The following is a 20,981-nucleotide window of genomic DNA, read 5'->3' as shown; positions in this document are numbered from 1 at the left end:
CGCGCCTAGGCGCGCAGCTTTGACACCAGGCCCTGCGCGACGCGCAACACGATGCACAGGGCCAAAAGGGCAAAACTTGCCTGCACGGCCACCCATTTCAGTTCGGTCCATTGACTGGCGCGTGTGACCATGTCCAGGGACGGGCCATCCGTCCGCAACATCTTGGCCACGGCGGCGTTTTCCAACAGGTCAAAGACCAGATAGGCCAGCGGCACCAGGCCCAGCACACTGCCAAGCACCCGCGACACATGGCGAAGCGCCAGGAACATCCCCAGCGCCAACGCGCCAGTCAGGGCAAGGGGGAAAATCGTGTCCAACATGCGCTGCGCGCCAAGATACAGGCGTCGGCTGTCGTCATTCAACTGATCCAGAAAGCGCACCGCTTCGGGGAAGCTGTATCCCCCGGTCCGCACGTCGAACATCTCCAGACCACCAGCCTCAATCATCGGGCGTGTCCACAGTGTCATGAGCGCCAGCGCGCCCAGCGCCACACCGACCAGCGTAAGGTAGAGCGCCCATTCGCGCCGCATCAGCGGTTCGCCCGCACCAATTGGGCGCCCAGCCCGGTCATCAGGGGCTCAAAGATCGGGAACGAGGTCGCGATCGGCCCGCCGTCATCCACGCTGACAGGATTTTGCGCGGCCATGCCAAGACACAAGAAGCTCATCGCAATGCGGTGATCCAGATGGCTGACCGCCGTGCCGCCACCGGGCACCTTGCCCGCGCCCATGCCCGTCACGATCCACCAATCGTCGCCATCTTCGACGTTGACGCCATTGGCGCGCAAGCCGCTGGCCATCGCCTCGATCCGGTCGCTTTCTTTCACCCGCAATTCCTTCACGCCGCGCATCACGGTCTGCCCGGTCGCGTTGGCGGCCACCACCGACAGGATCGGGTACTCGTCGATCATGCTGGCGGCGCGCGCAGGCGGCACCTCGATGCCATGCATGTCGGGTGAATACCGTGCGCGCAGGTCGGCGACGGGCTCACCGCCCTCTTCGCGCAGGTTCTCATATGTCAGGTTTGCACCCATGTCGCGCAGCGTGTCGAACAGGCCTGCCCGGGTCGGGTTCAGCCCGATATTGGGCACCAGCACGTCCGATCCGGGCACGATCAGCGCGGCACAGACGGGAAACGCCGCCGAGCTTGGATCACGCGGCACAACGATGTCTTGCGGTTTCAGTTCCGGCTGGCCGGTCAGGGTAATCACCCGACCCTCATCGGTATCCTCCACCGTGATCTCGGCGCCAAAGCCCGCCAGCATACGTTCAGTATGATCGCGGGTGGCCTCCTGTTCGATCACCACGGTCTGCCCCGGCGCGTTCAAGCCCGCCAGCAGAACCGCAGATTTCACCTGGGCCGAGGGCATCGGAACCGTATAGCGCACGGGAACCGGATCCGCCGCCCCCACCACGCTCATCGGCAGACGCCCACCATCGCGCCCGTATGACGCCGCGCCGAACAGCGCGATCGGGTCCGTGACCCGCCCCATCGGACGCGACCGCAGGCTTGCGTCGCCGGTAAACGTCGCGGTGATCCCGGTGGTCGCCATGCAGCCCATGATCAGGCGCACGCCGGTGCCCGCGTTGCCGCAATCGATGACGTCTTCGGGCTCGGCAAAGCCGCCCACACCCACGCCATTCACGCGCCATTCGCCCGGCCCCAGATGTTCGACCTCGGCCCCAAAGGCGCGCATGGCTTCGGCGGTGGCCAACACGTCGTCGCCCTCCAAAAGCCCCTCGATCCGGGTTTCACCGACCGACAGCGCGCCCAATATCAAACTGCGATGCGAAATCGACTTGTCACCGGGCACGTGCGCCTCGCCCTTGAGTGGGCCGCAGGGGCGCGAGGTCATGGGAATGGCGGGGCCGTGTCCGGACATGGCAGTTCTCCTTCAGTCAATAGGCTGATAGCGCACACACAAAGTGCAAACCAGCCCTTGCTTTTTCTTGCTGAAAATATCCCCGCCGGAGGCTTCCGCCCTTACAGCCGACGAAACGTCAGATAATGCGGCACCCGGCCTTCGCGCAGGGCCTTCTGCTCATAGCGGGTGGAGATCCAGTCCTCCCAGGACAAACGCCAGTCGCCCGGACCCTCGGCCAGCCATTCGAACCCCGCGCGCGGCACCTCTTCCAAGGTCTGCCGCACATAGTCGGGAATGTCCGTCGCCACGCGAAAGATCGCGCCGGGTTTCATCACCTGGTGCAGCGGTTCAAGGTGTTCGGGCGTCACGAAGCGACGCCGATGGTGGCGCTTTTTCGGCCAGGGATCGGGATAGAGCAGAAACGCCTTGTCGATGCTTTCCTCGGGCAGCACATCGAACATGTTGCGCACATCGCCGGGATAAACCGCGACGTTGTCCAGATTGGCCTTACGGATTTTGCCCAACAGCATGGCAACACCATTTATATAGGGCTCACAGCCAATGATGCCGACATCCGGATTCTGGCTGGCCTGGTGCACCATGTGCTCTCCGCCACCAAAGCCGATTTCCAGCCACACGGGCCGTTCGGCGAACAAGCCCGACAAGTTCAGAGGTGCGCGATCAGGGTTGTCTTCCCAATCCACCTTGCCGGGGCTCAGCGCCACCAGGTCCTCATTCAGATAGGCCTGCTGCGCATCGCGCAAGCCCTTACCCTTGAAGCGGCCGTAGAAATTGCGCCACGGCGCGCCGGTCATGTGTTTGGTCGGATGTTCATCACTCATGCCCGCGCCTATGCCCCGAAGGCTCCCCTGCGGTCAAGCGCGGCCCCGAATTCCATCTCGGAATTCGACCCGTTTTTTCATGCTGAAAAACGATCTCGCGCCAGATCGCGTGCGCGGGTGATCATGCCGTCGGAGATATATGGGACAAACCCCGCATCCCCGCCGTCTGCACGCCTGCGCGCATAGCCCTCCAGCTGCTCGACTTGGCCCGCGAGGGCGAGCGCGACCAGGTGGTGCAAACCCGCAATGCCGGGTTGCGACGGGGCATAAGCACGAAACGTGGCAAGGCGGTCGTCCAGGTTCAGGGCAGTCAGCCGCATGGCAAGGTCACTGATGGCCCCCGCGACATCCTGTTCAGTCAGGAAGAAGTCCTCGGATTTGGCAGTCAGCACAGCCTGTCCCACCCGGGCCGTTGTCACTCCCCGGATTGCGGCCTCGACCTCCTGAAAGGTCTTCCCCGCCACTGCCCCGGTCAGGGACAGGCGCTGCATGGGCGCGGTCCGTTCGGTTTCGGGAAAGGTTTTCAGCGTCAGTGAGATCGAAAGACTCCGATCCGCGTCGGTGCGTTCGAACACCGTCTCCCCAGCGTCGGTGCGCCGCTTGAAGCCCTGCGCGCGCAGCTCTCGCTCGACATCGCGTCGCGTTACTTTCGCCGACGGCACCCAGTCAGGCTGGGACACCAGCGCCTGCCACTCTGCCATTCGCTGGGCAGGATCGGATCGGCCCGCCGGACCAGTCGCAGACAAAGAAGGACGCGCATCTTTCGACGCGCGCCCGATGATTTTCTTGAGCCAGTCCACCCGCGTCACACCGCTTTCTTCAGCGCCTCGACCAGGTCGGTCTTTTCCCAGCTGAAACCGCCGTCGGCGTCGGGTTCGCGGCCGAAATGGCCATAGGCCGCTGTGCGTTGAAAGATCGGCTTGTTCAGGCCCAGATGCTCGCGGATACCGCGCGGGGTGAGGTCCATCACGCTGTCCACAGCGTTCTCGATCGCTTCCTCGTCGACCTTTCCGGTGCCGTGGGTGTCGACATAGATCGACAGCGGGTGAGATACGCCAATGGCATAGGACAGCTGCAAGGTGCAGCGATCCGCCATGCCTGCGGCCACGATGTTCTTGGCCAGATAGCGCGCGGCATAGGCCGCTGAGCGGTCGACCTTGGTCGGGTCCTTGCCGGAAAACGCGCCGCCGCCGTGCGGAGCTGCACCGCCATAGGTGTCGACGATGATCTTGCGGCCGGTCAGGCCCGCGTCCCCGTCCGGGCCGCCGATCACGAACTTACCGGTCGGGTTCACGTGCCATTGCGTGCCCCCGTTGACCCAATCATTGGGCAGGATTTCACGAATATACGGCTCCACGATGGCGCGCACATCATCGCTTGTCAGGTCCGGGTCCAGGTGCTGTGTCGACAGCACGATCGACGTCACCTCGACCGGTTTACCATCCTCATAGCGCAGGCTCAGCTGGCTTTTTGCATCCGGGCCCAGCGCGGGTTCGCTCCCGTCCTTGCGCACCTCGGCCAAACGCTTGAGGATCGCGTGGCTGTACTGGATGGGCGCTGGCATCAACTCGGGAGTTTCATTCACTGCATAGCCGAACATGATGCCCTGATCGCCGGCCCCGTCTCGGTCCACACCTTGCGCGATATGGGCCGATTGCTCGTGCAAGAAATTCAGCACCCGGCAAGTGTTCCAGTGGAATTGCTCCTGCTCATAGCCGATGTCTCGAATGCAGTCGCGGGCGATCTGGCCGATCGAACCCATCATCGCTTTCAGGCGGTCCTGATCCGACAGGCCCACTTCGCCCCCAATCACGACCATCCCGCTGGTGGCGAAGGTCTCACAGGCAACCCGCGCCTGTGGTTCTTCCATCAGAAAGGCATCCAAAACAGCATCGGAAATGCGATCACACACCTTATCGGGGTGCCCCTCGGAAACGCTTTCCGAAGTAAAAACATAGTTTCGTCGTGTCATGATTAGTGCTCCATTGGTTCTGTTCCGCCACGCCAGGAAGCCGTTGCGACGGTTGTTATTCATCCGCGTTACAGGGACGCCGCGCGTCGGTCAATCCGGAATTGTGCCGCGTCGCAGGAACAGACCCGCCGCCGCAAGTATCAGACCAATCATCAACAAAGCGTCACCACGGCGCGCATATAGCGTTTCGGGAAAGGGCGCGGGAAGGGCCGCGTCAAGTTTACCTGTGCGGTTCAGACCCACGGCGGCAGTGATCCGCCCGAACGGGTCAATCACGGCGGAAATGCCGGTGTTTGCGGCGCGTACGAAAGGCAGCCCCATTTCAATCGCACGCATCCGGGCCTGAACCAGATGCTGTTGCGGCCCGGAGAAGGTACCGAACCAGGCGTCATTGGTGATCTGAAGGATCCAGTCCGCACGCTCGGGGGCCGCGCGCAAGTCGCGGGCAAAGATCGCCTCATAGCAGATCAGCGACAGCGCCTTTCCCATAGGGCCAAGATCGAGAACCGTGGCGCCCGGACCGGGGAAATAGCCGGACCCGTATTGCGCCGCGAACCCACGCAGGCCTAGCCGGTGCAACAGCCCGCCGCCGGGGGTGTATTCCCCGAAGGGCACCAGGTGATGCTTGTCATAAATCGCGCTCACCCCGCCATTTACATCCAGTGCGACCATCGAATTCATATAGCGGCCGCCTTCACCGCGCTGAATGCCCAGAACCACAGGGGCCGGCGCGGCGGTGGCGGCAATCTCGGACAGCAAGTTGCCGGTATTGTCCAACAGATACGGGACCGAGGTCTCGGGCCAGATCACCAGATCCGGCGTGCCGGGTTCGGCGGTCAGGTCCAGCGCCCGGTCCAGAAATTCCAGGGCGTAATCTGGGTGCCATTTCAGGTGCTGCGGCGCGTTGGGCTGGATCAGACGTACGGTTTTGCCCGTATTTTCAACCGGCCCCTGCCCCCGCAGGACGCCAAGCCCCAACGCCACGAAAAAAAAGGCCGCCGCAGTGGCCGTCATCACGCCACGACGCGGCGCGTGCAGTGCGGCGTAAAGCGCTGCCGCCAACAGAAAGCTCAGGAAAGTCAGACCAGAGGTGCCGACGTAGGCGCCAAGCTGCGCTACAGGGGTATCCACCCAGGCCAACCCCGGCTCGCCCCAAGGGAACCCGGTGAACAATGCGCCACGGGCAAGCTCGGCTGTCGACAGCGCGACTGGCCAGGCGATCCAACCGTATGGCCGCGGTGTCAGCCATCTGGCCATGGCCGCCCCCGCGCCCCAAAAAAGCGCAAGCCCGCCGGCCATCAGGATCAAGGCGAAGGGTGCCATCCATCCATGGCGGGCAAGATCGACAAGAAAAGGCTGCACAATCCAGGTCAGCGTCAGACCGAAATACCCGGCCCCCAACGCCCAGCCCAACACGGCCGCATGGCGCGCGTCACGCGCGGCACGAAACAGGGCAAAGCCGAAGAACAGGCCCAACACCAGCGCCGGGGGAAATCCGAACGGCGCCTGCCCCATCGCGGCCACGATCCCGGCGGTCAGCCCGGCCAGCAGGCTCAAACGTGGCCGCGCGGCAATCCGAGTGAGGCTCGCGTCAAACATCCACCCCACCGGGGCCGCCAGGTAGGCGCACGCGCAGCCGTTTGATCCGGCGCGGGTCGGCATCGACAACTTCGAATTCCACCCCCTCGGGATGCGGAATCATTTCGCCACGCGCCGGAACGTGGCCGGACAGCAGGAACACCAGGCCGCCCAGGGTTCCGACCTCGTCGTCGTCCTCACCCTCGCCATGCAGGCGCATACCGATCTCGGCCTCGAACTCATCCAACGGTGCCTTCGCCTCGGCCAGATAGCAGCCGGGCTTTTCCTTGACCCACAGCGTGCCTTCCTCAAGGTCGTGCTCGTCCTCAATCTCACCGATCACCTGTTCGATCAGGTCCTCGATCGTGACCAACCCGTCCACACCACCATATTCGTCGATCACCAACGCCATATAGATACGGTCGGCCTGCATTTTTTGCAGCAGCACACCGATCGGCATCGACGGCGGCGCATACAGAAGCGGGCGCAACAGCTTGCGCAGGTCAAAGCGATCACCCGACCCGGAAAACCCGTGTGCCAGAACAAAGTCCTTCAGGTGGATCAGCCCGATCGGCGTGTCCAGCGTGCCATCATAGACCGGCAACCGCGTCAGCCCGCTTTCCCGGAACCGTTCGACCAGTCTGGCCATCTTGATGTCGGCGGACACCGAGACGATCTCGGATTTTGGGATCGCCACGTCTTCCAGCCGCAACCGTCGCAGGTTGACCATGCCCGGGGGCACGTTCGTCGCGTTGCCGTTCATGCTGGAGGGATCCTGAGGGACCTTCTCGCCGGTATCAGATGGGCTGAGCGCCCCGATGATGCGGCTGAAAAAGCCGCTGTGTCTGTCCTCTGCCTCTTCGCGCGCGCCGTGCGCTGCGTTAGAGGATCCGTCGCTATTGTCGCCCATAGGTCCTTTCCGTCGGCGCGGAATTGCGCCTTTCTTCACCCATATGGGTCCGAAAGACCCAGTTTGCCAAGTATTTCCACCTCCAACCGCTCCATCAAGGCGGCATCTTTGTCGTGGATGTGGTCATAACCCAACAGGTGCAGCATGCCATGGACCAGAAGATGGGTCACATGGGCCTGGAAATCCTTGCCTTGTTCCGCAGCCTCTCGCACGCAGGTCTCATAGGCGATGGCGATATCGCCAAGCTCGATGTCTGCGCCATCGGGGTCGGGCAGCGCAGGCGAAGCGCCGGGGCTTTCCGCCGCGCGCTCCTCGCCGGGCCAGGAAAGCACGTTGGTCGCCTGCCCCTTGGCGCGGAATTCTCCGTTCAACTCGGCAATGCGCGCATCGTCGCAACCCATCACGACGGTTTCGAAGACTTCGCCATCCAGCCCCATATGCGCCTCGACCGCCGCTATGGCCCGGTCTGACAACGCCTCCAACCCCGCCTCGGTCCAGCGGGCGTCTTCTTCGATCACATCGACTGCCATTTTGCGTCCTCCTGATCCGGGGCGACCCCGAGACACGCGGCAGATGATAGAAGGCATCGCAGGGGCCTTCCACGAAAATCGCCCCGGTTGACACGCCTGCGCACACGACGTATCTGACAAAAAAAGTCAGCTTCTACTGCCGAGGCCCTCATGACCACTGAGAACAGACCCGTCCGCCGTGTCACCCCGCGCAATGTCACCCTTGCAAGTACCCTTGTCGTGGCTGGCTTCGCAGTGGCCGACTTGGCCCCAGTCGCCAACCCGCTTGCCGCTCCTGCCCTCGCTGCTGGCGGCGAAGGGGGCGAGGCCGGGGAAGCCGGCATTGAGATGAGCGACGGCCCTTCGGTTTTTCTGACCCAGCTTGGCTATTTCGAAGGCACTTACCGGATTGCCGCCACGTTGTTTCTTGAAGGCAATCAGGACGCTGCACGTGAACACTTAGAGATGTCGCACCATGCCTTTTATGAGGATATCGAAGAAGCGCTGACGCACTACGACGCGCCCGGATTTTCCATCGAGGCCGACGCCTTCCTGCATGCCATCGCCAATGACGCGCCTGACGCCGATGTGACTGCCACACTGGACGCGCTTTTGGCCGCCCTGACCCGAACCGCCACCGCCGCACAGGCCCCGGCGCGCGAACAGGTGCTGGCGATCCGCAACCTGGTGGCCCTCGCCGCCGCTGAATACGAAGGCGGGGTGGACGAGGGTCGCGTCGAGGTTGCCATCGAATACCGCGACAGCTGGGGGTTTCTTGAGACTGCCCGCCACCGCGCCCAACTTCTGGCGGACGGCGCGGACGCCAATCTGGTAAAAGCTGGCCGCGACGCGTTGGAGCAGATGGACGGGCTTGAGGTGCTCTACCCCGGCCTGACTGCCGACACCGCCTCCTCCGACCCGTCGTCTCTGGCGGGTGCGGCCGCCTGGATCGAAATCATCGCCCTGCGGCTGCGCTGACCCGATGCCAATCGTTCTGAAGAACCTGTTCAAGCCCGGCGAAATTCAAGCCGTGCGCAACGCGGCCCTGGCGCTGCCTTTTGAAGACGGAAAACGCACCGCCGGGCGCATCGCGAAAGCGGTAAAGGACAATGCCCAAGCCGCCGCCTCGCACGATCGCGACGCTTTGCTAGACATGGTCGAGCGCCGCCTGGAGGCTGACCCGACCTTTCAGGCAGCCGCCCTGCCCCGCGCCTTTGCCAAGCTCATGCTCACCCGGACCGGACCCGGGCAGCACTATGGCGACCACGTCGACAACGCGCTCATCGCAGGCCAGCGCGCCGACCTGTCTTTCACTCTGTTTCTGAGCGATCCCGACAGCTACCAAGGCGGTGAGTTGGTGATCGTCGACCGGGTCGAAGATCGCGCCTTCAAACTCGAACCGGGTCAGGCGTTGCTCTACCCGTCAACCACCCTGCACAGGGTGAACCCGGTCAGTGACGGCACGCGGCTTGTGGTGATCGGCTGGATCACCAGTTGGGTGCGCGACCCGGCCCAGCGGGAGGTGCTGTTCGATCTGGCCCACGCCCTGTCCCGGGCCGAGGCCGCAGGCGACAGCGAACAGATTCTGACCCTGTCTAAAACGCGCACAAACCTGTTGCGTATGTGGGCCAGTTGATCGGAACACCGGGGTTTGGGGCACAGCCCCAAGGCCTCCGTGGCCTGAACGGAAAGCAACCTGCGCGCCGCACGGCGCCCCTGTTGGAAGTGCCTATTTGGCGGGGTCCGCGGCGTCATAGGCCTCAATGATTTTCGCCACCAGAGGATGGCGCACCACATCCTTGGACGTGAAGTAGTTGAAAGAGATTTCCTTGATACCGTCCAGAAGCCGTTCCGCGTCATGCAACCCGCTGTTGACGCCGCGCGGCAAGTCAACCTGACTGCGGTCGCCTGTGATGACCATGCGGCTGCCCTCGCCCAAACGGGTCAGGAACATCTTCATCTGCATCGTGGTCGCGTTCTGTGCCTCATCCAGCACGACGAAGGCATTGGACAGGGTCCGGCCACGCATGAAGGCCAGCGGCGCAATCTCGATCCGCTTCTCCTCGATCAGTTTCGCCACCTGTTTTGCGGGCAGGAAATCCCCCAGCGCGTCATAAAGCGGCTGCATATAGGGGTCGACCTTGTCCTTCATATCGCCGGGCAGATATCCCAGCTTCTCCCCCGCCTCGACCGCCGGACGGCTCAGGATGATCTTGTCGACATGGCCGCCGATGAACATGTTCACCCCCACTGCCACGGCCAGATAGGTCTTGCCGGTGCCGGCCGGGCCGATGCCGAAAGCCAGAGACTTGTTGAACAGACTTTTCACATAGGCCTTCTGCCCCTCGGTGCGGGGTTCGACCAACTTCTTGCGGGTCTTGATCTCGACATGTCCGCCCTTGAACATCTCCATCTGGTCGCCGTCGCGGGTGCCTGTGTTGGCCTGCGACGGGCCCATGCGGATTTCGCCGTCGATGTCGCCCGCTTCGATCGCGCGGCCGGTTTCCAGTCGTTGATACAGCCCCTGCAGCACCGCCGCCGCCTGACCACGCGCGTCGCCATCGCCGATCACGGCCAGCTGATTGCCCCTGCGGATGATCTGCACGGACATCTGATGTTCGATTTGCGCCAGGTTGCGGTCAAACTCGCCACACAGGTCGATCAACAAACGATTGTCGGGGAATTCCAGAAGGGTTTCGTGAACCTGTTCCGGGGTGGCTGCTTTGCTCAGCGCGTCGGTGCCCAAGGATGTCTCCGGTCTGAATGTGCCTGTTCCCTGATCGTGCCAAGCACCGGGGCCGGGCGCAAGGGGCATGGGCAAATTGTCACGCGTTTGGCACGAAAAAGGGCCGCTGGATTGCTCCAACGGCCCGAATTTGGTTCTTCCGACGGGGGCGGCTCAGTTCCCGTTATGGGGAACGTAGTCGCGGATGCCCGGGTTGGACGACTGGTATTGGCCAACAACAGTGCCCGGCGCATATTGGTTGTCGCACACTGGCAGACCGGTCACTGGATCATAGCGGCGTCCGGCATAGCCTTCCAGACCGTCATCGATCATCCAGTTCTGGCAGCCATCGGGGTCATAGACCACGGCAGCTTCGCCATCGATGATGTTGGCCTTGTCCGAGCCGCCATCCTGATTGGTGGCAATCACCGAGTTCGGGTTGCCAACATAAGGCGTCAGGCCGTTGCCCGAGACACAGGCCGACAAAAGCAGCGCAGAGCCAAGAATCATGGCGGGGAAAATACGTTTCGTCATAGCGATCACCACGTGTAGCAGACGACTTCGACACGGCGGTTCTGCCGCATGCCTTCCGCCGTCGAGTTGGTTGCGACCGGCTGACGCTCGCCGTAGCCGATTTCACGCTGCACGACGGCACCGACGGAGCGGGCCACATCGGCCACCGACTTCGCACGGCGCTGCGACAAGCGCATGTTGTATTCGTCCGACGCGCGGGCATCGGTGTGGCCATAGATGGCATAGCCGAAGGCACCAGCGCCCTGGAAGAATTGAGCCAGACGCGCGCGGCCGTGGGCCGTCAGGCGGTGACTGTCGGTCTTGAACAGCGTGTCAGTGTTTTCCGACAGGCAGCGGTTGCGCTTCAGACAGACGGGTTTACCGGTCTTCGGGTTCACCCGGTCCACCATGTAGCCCTCAAGACCCCCATCAGCCCACCAGTGCATGCAGCCGTCATCGTCGATCCACATGCCCCAGTTCACCTTGCCCGAAACGGACGGAGCGTTCTGAGCCTCAGCCGGAGCCAGACCCGTTCCAAGCACCAACGCCACGACGGCGGCCGTTCCGGCGACCGCTCCTTGCAGCTTGGCGAAAGCTTTGCCAAAATTCTTCACCACAATCCCCCATATGATCGGTGGCCCCACGACAATTGCACCGCGGGCCAGCGTGTCACGATGTGGGGGTGACTTTACCCGAATTCACGCGCAAGTGAATACGCTTTTACCATATATTGTGCCTCGTTCGGCGACAGTCCGAGGTGTTGCGCAGAATTGTCATCCGGAGGTCACACATTGGCCACAATTCATTTGGGCCTATGGGATCAGAACACCACCAAGAGAGTTCGGTCCGCTGTCGGTGATTCTGACCCGGCGAAGGTCGCCCTTTGCAATGCCTTCGGCAGTCACGTGGACGGCGTGCAAATGGTCGGATTTGCCTACCATCTGCCCGTCCAGGCGCCCCGGTTTTTCGAATAGAACGCCGACTTCCTGCCCCACCATCGCATTCTGCACCGCGCGCTGTTGCTCGGTGATCAGGGCTTGCAGGCGATACAGCCGCTCGGACGCCAGGGCGTCGTCGACCTGCGCGCGCTCGGCAGCGGGGGTGCCTGGGCGGGTGGAGTATTTGAAGCTGAAGGCCTGGCCGTATTGCACTGCGCGGATCAGCGACATCGTGTATTCGAAATCTTGATCGGTCTCTTCAGGAAAGCCGACGATGAAATCACCCGAGATCAGGATATCTGGTCGCGCCTCCCGGATACGGTCGATCAGCTTCAGATAGCTTTCGGCAGTGTGCGACCGGTTCATTCGTTTCAGGATCTTGTCCGATCCCGACTGCACCGGAAGATGCAGATAAGGCATCAGTTTTTCGCATTCCCCATGCGCGGCGATCAGGGCGTCGTCCATGTCGTTCGGGTGGCTGGTGGTAAAGCGGATACGCTCCAACCCGTCCACGTCGTTCAACGCCCAGATCAACCGGGCCAGGGTCCAGTCGCCATCCGCGCCGGCACCGTGATAGGCATTCACGTTCTGCCCAAGCAGGGTGATTTCCTTCACCCCGCGTTCGACCAGATCGCGCGCCTCGCGCAGGATGCGATCGACTGGGCGGCTGACTTCGGCGCCACGGGTATAGGGCACCACGCAAAAGGCGCAGAACTTGTCGCAGCCTTCCTGAACGGTCAGGAACGCGGTCGGGTTGCGGTTGGGCAGCGGGCGCTTGGGCAGGTGCTCGAACTTGTCCTCTTCGGGGAAATCGGTATCCAGCGCCTTTTGCCCCTCGGCCACCGTCTTCATCATCTCAGGCAGGCGGTGATAGGTTTGCGGCCCGACCACCAGGTCCACCATCGGCTGGCGGCGCATGATCTCTTCGCCTTCGGCCTGGGCAACGCAACCGGCCACGCCGATTTTCAGGTCGGGGTTGTCCGCCTTCAGACCCTTGTAGCGCCCCAGCTCGGAATACACCTTTTCCGCCGCCTTTTCACGAATGTGGCAGGTGTTCAGCAGGATCATGTCCGCGTCATCCGGGCTGTCGGTTTCGACATAGCCATCGGCGCCCAGCGCTTCGGCCATGCGTTCACTGTCATAGACATTCATCTGGCAACCATAGGTGCGGATGAAGAGTTTTTTCGGATCGGACATGTCGCGCGCTTCCCATCTGGATCAGGGCGGCGTCCTACAGCAAAGGCGCGCCGGTCGCAATGTGTGGCGGGGACGGGCACAAAGTACAACCACGCGCTGTTGCCCATGTCCCTGACCTCAGAAGTTGAGGCCGATCCGAAGGCCGATCGACGACAGGGTGGATTTGCTCACGTTCACATCACCTAGCGCTGGGTTACGATCGGACGTCAGATCACGCAGCGTATAGTCCACCCCGGCAAACAGTCGGTCGGTCAGTTTGATGTCCATGCCCAAACCATACATCATACCCGACGCTGACACCGGCGCCCCAAAGGACGGGTCGTCCCACGTGCCGACGGTATATCCCGCAAAGGCATAAGGAAGCAGCCGGTCACCACCGTATCCCACGCGAAGTTTCAAGTCGGTCATATCGGTATATCGAAACTCCGGGAAGGCGGTCATCGCGACATCGCCTGCGCCATAGGCCACTTCTCCGCCCAGAACAATCAGGCCGATCTGGTGATTGTAACCTGCGAAAACGCCAATCTGACTACCGGTGACCGACCACGGCCCGTCAGACAGCGCACCATCGGTGAAGTAATTCACATCGCCCGACATGTTCGACGTGGCGCTCAGCCCGGCATAGAAACCAACCCAGCCCTGCGCTGGTGCCGCACTCGTGGAGACGGGTGCACCACCTGATACAGGACCCGCTGCTTCTGAAAACCCTGACAGAGGAAAACTCGCGGCAATGCTGAATGCAAGACAGGTCACAAGAGCAAGGTGCTTCACAAGACTCACCTCCCTTTCACCCGCATTTTACCACAGATGCGCAATGCTTTACATTCGGTACAGCGCTGCGGGAACAGACCTTGATCAGGCCTGTTGCGTGGCCAACATCTGCTCCAACAGGTCCATACCCGCGTTCCATCCTTTGGCCATACCGGCGATGGCCCCGTCAAAACAGGCGATCTCGGCCGCGCTGGCCATATGCGGGGTCCAGGTCAGGCAGACATCAGTCTGGCCGTCCTTTTCAACGAAGGTCACGATTGTCAAAAGCTCGCGCGGCCAATCCGGCATCATCGGATTGGCGATGATATTCCACTCTGCGTCGGTGTTGGAATGCACCCAGACAAGCCGATCATGAGGAGTAACTTCGGTATATTGCGCGCGCTGAAAGAAGCCGTTGTCGCCCATTCGCATTTCATGGCACCACGCCCCGCCGGGGCTCAGGTCAAGCGAATGCACGATCGAGGTCACGCCCGGCCCATACCATTGCGGGATTAACGCGGGATCGGTCCAGGCCGCCCAAACCTGCTCTTTCGACGCCTTGAAACTGCGCTCCAGCTTGAATGTCGGCAACTCGCCCATCTCAGCCCCTCCCTCGGGTTCAATCCCCGGCGCGGTCCTGCGTGTAGGGGTTATGGCAGGGTAGCACGGCCGCAACCCTTCGGTCACTCTTGCAAACCGCCTGACTTTCATGGATTTTTAACCACGTTGCAGTGAGATGGGCACGTAAGGGGCAAAACATGCGATACGGTTCGCTTTCGGAATTTCTGAAAACCGGCAAAGACACGCTGGCCAAGGGGCCCGTGGCTATGATCTTTGCCGAAGATCTGATCGAGGTCGATACCACCGTGCGCCATCACCAGCTTGCGGGTTTCACGCAGGTGCTTTTGTTCGCGCCCGACGAACTGTCCCTGCCCGACGACTTGGAGGGTGAAATCCACCGCATCACCTATGACATGTCGGCAGACAATGCCCTGCTGCACGCGATGAACAAGGTCATCGATGCGGCTGACGGGTTGTGGCTGTATTATTGCTTCAACGCCGAATACCTGTTCCACCCGTTCTGCGAGGACCGCAACATCAGCGAATTGCTGGCCTTCCACACCGAAGAGCGGCGTAGTGCAGTGCTGACCTATGTGGTTGACCTCTATGCCGACGACCTCGACAAACACCCCAACGCCGTGTCGTTGGAACATGCCTGGATGGACAAATCCGGATATTATGCGCTGGGGCGACCGGGGGTGGATGGGCACCCAAAGGAACGCCAGCTGGACTTCTTCGGTGGGCTGCGCTGGCGGTTTGAGGAACACATCCCCGCCCCGCGCCGCAAGATCGACCGCATTTCACTGTTTCGCGCCAAAAAGGGCCTGCGCCTGCGCCCCGACCACACGTTCAACGACGAAGAATACAACACCTATGCCTGCCCGTGGCACCACAACATCACTGTGGCCATCGCCAGCTTCCGCACCGCCAAGGCGTTGAAATCGAACGCCGGATCGACCTTCGACATTCACACGTTCAAATGGCACAACTCGACCGAATTCGACTGGTCGTCACAACAGCTTCTGGATCTGGGACTGATGGAACCGGGACAATGGTTCTGAGCCGTTGATTGGCGGTGGAAACTTCCTGTTTCCCGTGATCGCATGGGCGTGGTGAGGGCCTGTGTTTTTCTGCCCCGGTGACTTGCGACGACTAACCGGTTTACATCCCTGCCTCGCCCCTTATTCTGCCGCGCTTCTCATACGAGCACCCGGCGGACCGGCCTCGTTCATTGCACACAGACAGACGAGGGCATCTCATGACCGCAGTAAAATCCGGTGACAAAGTCAGCATCCATTACAAAGGCAGCCTGACCGACGGCACCGTGTTCGACAGCTCCGAAGGTCGCGACCCGCTGGAATTTACCGTGGGCTCGGGCCAGATCATCCCCGGTCTGGACAAGGAACTGCCCGGCATGGTGGCGGGTGACAAAAAGGTCGTGAACATCCCGGCCGAAGAGGCCTATGGCCCGCATGACCCGCAAGGCATTATGGAAGTGCCGCGCGGCGAAATCCCGGCGGAAATCCCGCTTGAGGTCGGCATCCAGCTGGAAATGCGCAACCCGCAGGGCCAGGCAATGCCGGTGACCGTGACGATCGTGACCGATGAACAGGTCACACTGGACGCCAACCATTTCCTGGCTGGTAAAGAACTGGTGTTCGATTTCGAACTGATTTCGATCGGGTAAACGTACGCCGAACAAACGATGGCCCGGCGCAGCGGGGTGGGATGGCACACCGTCCGCCCCCTTCGCAGCCCCGCAATGGGTGGGAGCTGCGCTGGGCCCTGAATTTCTTCGAAATTCAGCCACCGCCCCGCAGGTGCAAATTATTTGAATAATTTGACGTAGAGGAGGGCGCATGCTGCGCATGCGGACACCGCCTCCCGGTCTGCTGTCATCCCGTCAAGTGCGGCGCAGCCGGATCACCACATCGACCTTGGACACCTCCGCCCCTTTCGGGGCATCGGGCAATCGCGCGATCTTCAGGTCGTCGGCCGGCGCGTCCATCAGCTCCTCGCTGTCTTCCCAGAAGAAATGCGGGTGGTTCGACGTGTTGGTATCGAAATAGCTTTTCGCCCCATTCACCGTGATCTCCCGCAATAGCCCAGCGCCGGAAAACACCTTGAGCGTGTTGTAGACCGTCGCCAAAGACACCTTTTCCCCAGACGCGCGCGACGCCTCATAAAGGCTTTCCGCTGTGACGTGCCGGTGTTGCCCGTCCCCGACCAAAAGCTCGGCCAGCGCCAACCGTTGACGGGTCGGGCGCAGCTCTGCTTCGGACAGCCAGGTCGTGCTGGTGGGGCTGATGTTGCCGGACATGATGCGGCCTCGCTTCGCTTTCACGCCTGAATATAGTGCCTTTTGCCCCCCCGACACAAGTTTCGCGCTGGTTTGCCGCGCTGTCCCTGCCCTTGCGCCGGACTCCACGCGGGTGATAGAGGGAAGTCAGGGTAATAACACAAGATATGGGGCTTCACCGAATGGCGGACTTTCCGACAAGCTTTGACCGGGACGATCTTTTGAAATGCGCACGCGGGGAGCTTTTCGGCCCCGGCAACGCGCAGCTTCCCGAACCGCCCATGCTGATGATGGACCGGATCACCGACATCTCGGCCGATGGCGGCGCACATGGCAAGGGCCACATCCTGGCCGAGTTCGACATCAAACCCGACCTGTGGTTCTTCGACTGCCACTTCCCCGGCAACCCGATTATGCCTGGCTGTCTGGGCCTGGATGGTCTGTGGCAGCTGACCGGCTTCAACCTGGGCTGGCGCGGCTGGCAGGGGCGCGGCTATGCGCTGGGTGTGGGTGAGGTCAAGCTCAAGGGCATGGTGCGCCCTGATCGCAAGATGCTGACCTACAAGATCGACTTCACCAAGGCGATCCAGACGCGCCGCCTGACCATGGGTGTCGCCGATGGCATCGTCGAAGCGGACGGCGAAGTGATCTATGAGGTCAAGGACATGAAGGTGGCACTCAGCGAGAGCTGAGCGGGGCGACGTATGTCGCTGACCATCGCTTCAAGACCCCGCAGCGGCTTTGCCCTCTGCGGGGTTTTTCATATCCGGTTGACGCCTTGCTGCCGCAGCGCGGTGACAAGCCGGACAAGGTTGATCTCTTGCACGGAACAATCTTCGGCAAGGGCCAGGCCCGCCGCCGTGCCCGTCGCCTGCCCCATCGCCATGCATTGCGGCATACCGCGCACCGACGCAAAGGCCACGTCATCCGCCGACAGGATGCGACCCGCGAACATCAGGTTGGACACGCCCGCCGGAATCAGCGATCGGAAGGGGATCGTATAGTAACTGCCCGCCTCGATCACCGCGTCATGGGTCATGCTGGCGTCCGCACGCATCACGTCGTCGACGGGGTTGTCGCAAGCGACGATCCCGTCGGGGAACTTCGTGCCCCTGGCCAGGTCTGCGCCGGTCACGCGGTAGACGCCTTCGAGCTTGCGTGTCTCGCGCACTCCGACAGTGGGGGACAGCATGGACATATGCGCGCCTTCAAACCCAGGCACCTCGTCGCGCAGGAACCTGGCCAGTTGGTGACACTGTCGCCGCCCTTCCTGGGTTGCGGCCCCCACCGCACCCGGATCGGTGCCATCAACCCCGCGCACATGGACCGAGTTGCAGAACACCGACCCTTCGTGGAACGCCTTCATCAGGTAGAGCTTGGCAAGGTCGGGGTGCAGCCGCCCCTCGGCCACGCCTTTGGCGGCGTAGCCGCGGAAATACGGGTCCGTCCCGGCAAAGGCCTGATCCCAATCGACGCCCACCATGTGGAACGAGATCGTCACCGCCATCATGTTGCCGCCCGCGTCACCCAGCGTATAGGGCACGCCTGCCTTGGCAGAGATATCACCATCCCCGGAACAGTCGATGACAATGCGGGGGCGTATGGTGAAGGGGCCGTTGCGGTCGAAACAGGTGACCGCCTCGATCCGCGTTCTGTTCATCTGCGGCGCGATGGCGGTGGTGTTCAGCCGGGTCTGCACCCCGGCCTCCTCCAGCATCTCGAACATCGTCAAGGTTGCGATGTCGTGGTCATACAGGATTTCCGGCCCGAAGTTTTCCAACGTGCAGGGACGTTTTTCAGCGGCGGGCGGGTCCAGCGCCATCAGGCGCGTTGTCAGCTCTTCCATCAGCCCGCCGATGATCCGGTCAACCGGATATCCGCCACCCCAGGGCATGCCCGGGCAGAAAGCCATGACGCCGCCAACCTTGCTTGTCGCCTCCAACAGGACGACGCGCAGCCCCTGCCGCCCCGCCGCAACCGCCGCGCCAAAGCCCGCGGTGCCGCCACCGATGACCAGAACATCCGTGTTTTCCTGTTGATCCGCCATTGGTTCGCCCCCCGTGACCGCCCTTTCGGGTCCAAGCTCTTGATGCAGGGTACACATTTCAATTGCGTCTCCAAGCCATGAAGCGCACCCCAAGTTACCTTGCCCCCATCCCCCGCCTGTCCTACACAGGCTTAAGCATAATTGAAGGAGGCCACGCATGCGTCGTGTCGTCGTTACAGGTCTGGGCATCGTGTCCGCTATTGGGAACAACAAAGATGAGGTTCTGGCCTCGCTCAAGGCTGGAAAATCCGGCATCAAAGCCAATGCGGATATGGTCGAACACGGCTTTCGCAGCCAGATCGCCGGGATGCCCGACATCGATATCACCGCGCATGTCGACAAGCGCACCTTGCGCTTCATGGGACCCGGGGCAGCCTATGCCCATATCGCCATGACCCAGGCGATTGCCGATGCAGGTCTGGGCGAGGACGACGTGGTGAACACGCGCACTGGCCTGATCGCAGGGTCCGGCGGCCCGTCGACCAGCGCGATGTTTGCAGCCCACCAGACGGTGCTGAAAACCGGCGCGACCAAGCGGATCGGCCCGTTCGCGGTACCCAAATGCATGGGTTCGACGATTTCCGCGAACCTGGCGACCGCGTTCCAGATCAAGGGCATCAATTATTCGATCACCTCGGCCTGCTCGACCTCGCTTCATTGCATCGGCAATGCGGCGGAACAGATCATGATGGGCAAACAGGACGTAATGTTTGCTGGCGGCGGCGAGGAACTGGACTGGACCCTGTCCTGCCTGTTCGACGCGATGGGCGCGATGTCGTCCAAGTATAACGACACACCGGAAAAAGCCTCGCGCGCCTTCGACGCCAACCGCGACGGGTTTGTCATCGGTGGCGGCGGCGCGATCCTGGTGCTGGAAGACCTGGAGCACGCACAGGCCCGTGGTGCGAAAGTCTATGCCGAAGTCACTGGCTATGGCGCCACCTCGGACGGGGCCGACATGGTCGCGCCTTCGGGCGAAGGCGGCGAGCGCGCCATGCGTCTGGCACTGGACAGCTTGGCCGACGATCGCAAGGTCGGGTACATCAACGCGCACGGCACCTCGACGCCTGTTGGCGACGTGGGCGAAGTCGAAGCGGTGCGCCGCGTGTTCGGCGAAGACACCACCCCGCCGATCAGCTCCACCAAATCCATGACTGGTCACAGCCAGGGCGCCACCGGCGCACAAGAGGCCGTCTATTGCCTGTTGATGTTGGAAAACGACTTCATCGCGCCCTCGATCAATGTCGAGGACCTGGACCCGGCGCTGAAGCCGGAAGAGATTGCGACCGCACGGGTCGATAACGCCGGGCTGGATACGGTCATGACCAACAGCTTCGGCTTTGGCGGCACCAATGGCTCAATGCTTCTGAGCAAGTTCAAGGGGTAAGCACATGTCCGGTTTGATGCAGGGAAAACGTGGCCTGATCATGGGCGTTGCCAATCAGCGTTCGATCGCTTGGGGCATTGCCAAGGCGCTGGCCGACGAAGGCGCAGAGCTGGCCTTTTCCTATCAGGGGGACGCGTTCGGGCAGCGGGTAAAGCCGCTTGCCGAAAGTGTCGGATCGGATTTCCTGGTCGACATGGACGTGACCGACGACGCGGCGCTGGACAAGGGCTTTGACGAACTTGCCGCGCGCTGGGACCGGGTCGATTTCCTGGTCCACGCCATCGCCTTTTCCGACAAGAACGAGTTGACCGGTCGCTTCGTCGACACCTCGCGCGACAACTTCAAGAATTCGCTCGACATCAGCTGTTATTCCCTGATCGAAGTCACCCGGCGCATCGCGCCGCTGATGACGGACGGAGGGACGATCATGACCATGACCTATGGCGGATCGAACCGGGTGACACCGTTCTACAATGTGATGGGCGTGGCCAAGGCGGCCCTGGAAAGCGCGGTGCGGTATCTGGCCAATGATCTGGGCCCCGACGGCATCCGCGTGAATGCGATTTCCCCCGGCCCGATGAAAACGCTTGCCGGTGCAGCGATTGGCGGCGCGCGCAAGACTTTCCGCCATACCGAGGCGAACGCCCCCTTGCGCCAGAACGCCACCCTTGAGGCGATCGGCGGCACTGCGGTCTATCTGGCATCGGAATACGGTGCCTGCACCTCGGGCGAGATCATCAACGTCGATTGCGGCTATCACGTGCTGGGCATGCCCCAGTCCGAGAACCTGTAAGAGGGAAGCACCGCTCGCGACCTTCAGGCAGGCAGGCCCGCGGAGATCACCGCGTGGGTGCTTTGTTGCAAAGTAGAGAACAGTCTTTTTCGGCCA

The 20,981-nt window shown here is 62.1% G+C and carries 23 protein-coding genes and 1 riboswitch; of the genes, 7 read left to right on the top strand and 16 right to left on the bottom strand.

Annotation, left to right across the window (positions count from 1 at the left end; all coding sequences use genetic code 11):
- Positions 1-5: 5 nt before the first annotated feature.
- From MN188_RS12895 to ybeY, 8 genes are all read right to left on the bottom strand, one after another.
- Positions 6-530 carry a hypothetical protein gene (locus MN188_RS12895; protein ID WP_242109546.1) on the bottom strand — a complete coding sequence of 175 codons (525 nt, stop codon included), beginning with the start codon at positions 528-530 and terminating at the stop codon, positions 6-8.
- A complete protein-coding gene (aroA, locus tag MN188_RS12890) occupies positions 530-1,882 on the bottom strand; it encodes a 3-phosphoshikimate 1-carboxyvinyltransferase (RefSeq protein ID WP_242109545.1) in 1,353 nt (450 codons plus the stop codon). The genes MN188_RS12895 and aroA overlap by 1 nt, the downstream gene beginning before the upstream one ends.
- Before the next feature lie 101 nt (positions 1,883-1,983).
- Positions 1,984-2,706, bottom strand: coding sequence for a tRNA (guanine(46)-N(7))-methyltransferase TrmB (gene trmB, locus MN188_RS12885; protein ID WP_242109544.1), 723 nt, complete (start codon positions 2,704-2,706; stop codon positions 1,984-1,986).
- Between the two features lie 77 nt (positions 2,707-2,783).
- Positions 2,784-3,407: a DUF6990 domain-containing protein gene (locus MN188_RS12880; RefSeq protein ID WP_242109542.1), complete on the bottom strand. Its 624-nt coding sequence runs from the start codon at positions 3,405-3,407 to the stop codon at positions 2,784-2,786.
- A gap of 104 nt (positions 3,408-3,511) precedes the next feature.
- A complete protein-coding gene (gene metK / locus MN188_RS12875; RefSeq protein ID WP_242109541.1) occupies positions 3,512-4,678 on the bottom strand; it encodes a methionine adenosyltransferase in 1,167 nt (388 codons plus the stop codon).
- 6 nt (positions 4,679-4,684) lie between these two features.
- Positions 4,685-4,733, bottom strand: a riboswitch (SAM-SAH riboswitch).
- Between the two features lie 35 nt (positions 4,734-4,768).
- Complete coding sequence (gene lnt, locus MN188_RS12870; protein WP_242109540.1) at positions 4,769-6,277, bottom strand: apolipoprotein N-acyltransferase; 1,509 nt, start codon at positions 6,275-6,277, stop codon at positions 4,769-4,771.
- Complete coding sequence (locus MN188_RS12865) at positions 6,270-7,166, bottom strand: transporter associated domain-containing protein (RefSeq protein WP_242109539.1); 897 nt, start codon at positions 7,164-7,166, stop codon at positions 6,270-6,272. Before MN188_RS12865 ends, lnt begins: the two co-directional genes overlap by 8 nt.
- 35 nt (positions 7,167-7,201) lie before the next feature.
- A complete protein-coding gene (gene ybeY / locus MN188_RS12860) occupies positions 7,202-7,696 on the bottom strand; it encodes an rRNA maturation RNase YbeY (RefSeq protein WP_242109538.1) in 495 nt (164 codons plus the stop codon).
- Positions 7,697-7,846: 150 nt separating this feature from the next.
- Between ybeY and MN188_RS12855 the strand changes: the two genes are divergently transcribed.
- Positions 7,847-8,653 carry a hypothetical protein gene (locus MN188_RS12855; RefSeq protein ID WP_242109537.1) on the top strand — a complete coding sequence of 269 codons (807 nt, stop codon included), beginning with the start codon at positions 7,847-7,849 and terminating at the stop codon, positions 8,651-8,653.
- 4 nt (positions 8,654-8,657) lie between these two features.
- Complete coding sequence (locus MN188_RS12850) at positions 8,658-9,311, top strand: Fe2+-dependent dioxygenase (protein WP_242109536.1); 654 nt, start codon at positions 8,658-8,660, stop codon at positions 9,309-9,311.
- 93 nt (positions 9,312-9,404) lie between these two features.
- On the opposite strand, the gene MN188_RS12845 is transcribed toward MN188_RS12850, so the two are convergent.
- The 6 genes from MN188_RS12845 to MN188_RS12820 form a co-directional block, all read right to left on the bottom strand.
- The gene (locus MN188_RS12845) at positions 9,405-10,421 is read right to left on the bottom strand and encodes a PhoH family protein (RefSeq protein ID WP_242109535.1); all 1,017 of its coding nucleotides are present in this window, start codon (positions 10,419-10,421) and stop codon (positions 9,405-9,407) included.
- A 153-nt stretch (positions 10,422-10,574) separates the two neighbouring features.
- Positions 10,575-10,934 (bottom strand): hypothetical protein, encoded by a 360-nt coding sequence (locus MN188_RS12840; protein WP_242109533.1) that lies wholly within the window; start codon positions 10,932-10,934, stop codon positions 10,575-10,577.
- 5 nt (positions 10,935-10,939) lie between these two features.
- On the bottom strand, positions 10,940-11,527 hold the full coding sequence (locus MN188_RS12835; protein WP_242109531.1) for an OmpA family protein: 588 nt from the start codon (positions 11,525-11,527) through the stop codon (positions 10,940-10,942).
- A 198-nt stretch (positions 11,528-11,725) separates the two neighbouring features.
- On the bottom strand, positions 11,726-13,048 hold the full coding sequence (miaB, locus tag MN188_RS12830; RefSeq protein ID WP_242109529.1) for a tRNA (N6-isopentenyl adenosine(37)-C2)-methylthiotransferase MiaB: 1,323 nt from the start codon (positions 13,046-13,048) through the stop codon (positions 11,726-11,728).
- Between the two features lie 117 nt (positions 13,049-13,165).
- Positions 13,166-13,828 carry an outer membrane protein gene (locus tag MN188_RS12825; RefSeq protein ID WP_242109527.1) on the bottom strand — a complete coding sequence of 221 codons (663 nt, stop codon included), beginning with the start codon at positions 13,826-13,828 and terminating at the stop codon, positions 13,166-13,168.
- A 75-nt stretch (positions 13,829-13,903) separates the two neighbouring features.
- A complete protein-coding gene (locus MN188_RS12820) occupies positions 13,904-14,398 on the bottom strand; it encodes an SRPBCC family protein (RefSeq protein ID WP_242109526.1) in 495 nt (164 codons plus the stop codon).
- A gap of 158 nt (positions 14,399-14,556) precedes the next feature.
- Here MN188_RS12820 and MN188_RS12815 point away from each other — a divergent pair, with 158 nt between their 5' ends.
- A complete protein-coding gene (locus MN188_RS12815; RefSeq protein ID WP_242109525.1) occupies positions 14,557-15,420 on the top strand; it encodes a hypothetical protein in 864 nt (287 codons plus the stop codon).
- A gap of 197 nt (positions 15,421-15,617) precedes the next feature.
- A complete protein-coding gene (locus MN188_RS12810) occupies positions 15,618-16,046 on the top strand; it encodes an FKBP-type peptidyl-prolyl cis-trans isomerase (protein ID WP_242109524.1) in 429 nt (142 codons plus the stop codon).
- A gap of 216 nt (positions 16,047-16,262) precedes the next feature.
- Here the strand turns inward: MN188_RS12810 and irrA are convergent, their stop codons facing one another.
- Entirely contained in the window at positions 16,263-16,679 is a 417-nt protein-coding gene (gene irrA, locus MN188_RS12805) for an iron response transcriptional regulator IrrA (RefSeq protein ID WP_242109523.1), read from the bottom strand.
- A gap of 161 nt (positions 16,680-16,840) precedes the next feature.
- On the opposite strand from irrA, the gene fabA reads away from it, so the two are divergent.
- Entirely contained in the window at positions 16,841-17,350 is a 510-nt protein-coding gene (fabA, locus tag MN188_RS12800) for a bifunctional 3-hydroxydecanoyl-ACP dehydratase/trans-2-decenoyl-ACP isomerase (protein ID WP_242109522.1), read from the top strand.
- Between the two features lie 68 nt (positions 17,351-17,418).
- On the opposite strand, the gene MN188_RS12795 is transcribed toward fabA, so the two are convergent.
- Positions 17,419-18,705, bottom strand: coding sequence for an FAD-dependent oxidoreductase (locus tag MN188_RS12795; RefSeq protein ID WP_242109521.1), 1,287 nt, complete (start codon positions 18,703-18,705; stop codon positions 17,419-17,421).
- A 157-nt stretch (positions 18,706-18,862) separates the two neighbouring features.
- Between MN188_RS12795 and fabB the strand changes: the two genes are divergently transcribed.
- Positions 18,863-20,092 carry a beta-ketoacyl-ACP synthase I gene (fabB, locus tag MN188_RS12790; protein WP_242109520.1) on the top strand — a complete coding sequence of 410 codons (1,230 nt, stop codon included), beginning with the start codon at positions 18,863-18,865 and terminating at the stop codon, positions 20,090-20,092.
- A 4-nt stretch (positions 20,093-20,096) separates the two neighbouring features.
- On the top strand, positions 20,097-20,885 hold the full coding sequence (locus MN188_RS12785; RefSeq protein ID WP_242109518.1) for an enoyl-ACP reductase FabI: 789 nt from the start codon (positions 20,097-20,099) through the stop codon (positions 20,883-20,885).
- Positions 20,886-20,981 lie beyond the last annotated feature (96 nt).

Source organism: Aliiroseovarius subalbicans, from assembly GCF_022678625.1.
Lineage (GTDB): Bacteria > Pseudomonadota > Alphaproteobacteria > Rhodobacterales > Rhodobacteraceae > Aliiroseovarius_A > Aliiroseovarius_A subalbicans.
The sequence above is the reverse complement of the archived record's forward strand: the minus strand, read 5'-3'. Positions and strand labels throughout refer to the sequence as shown.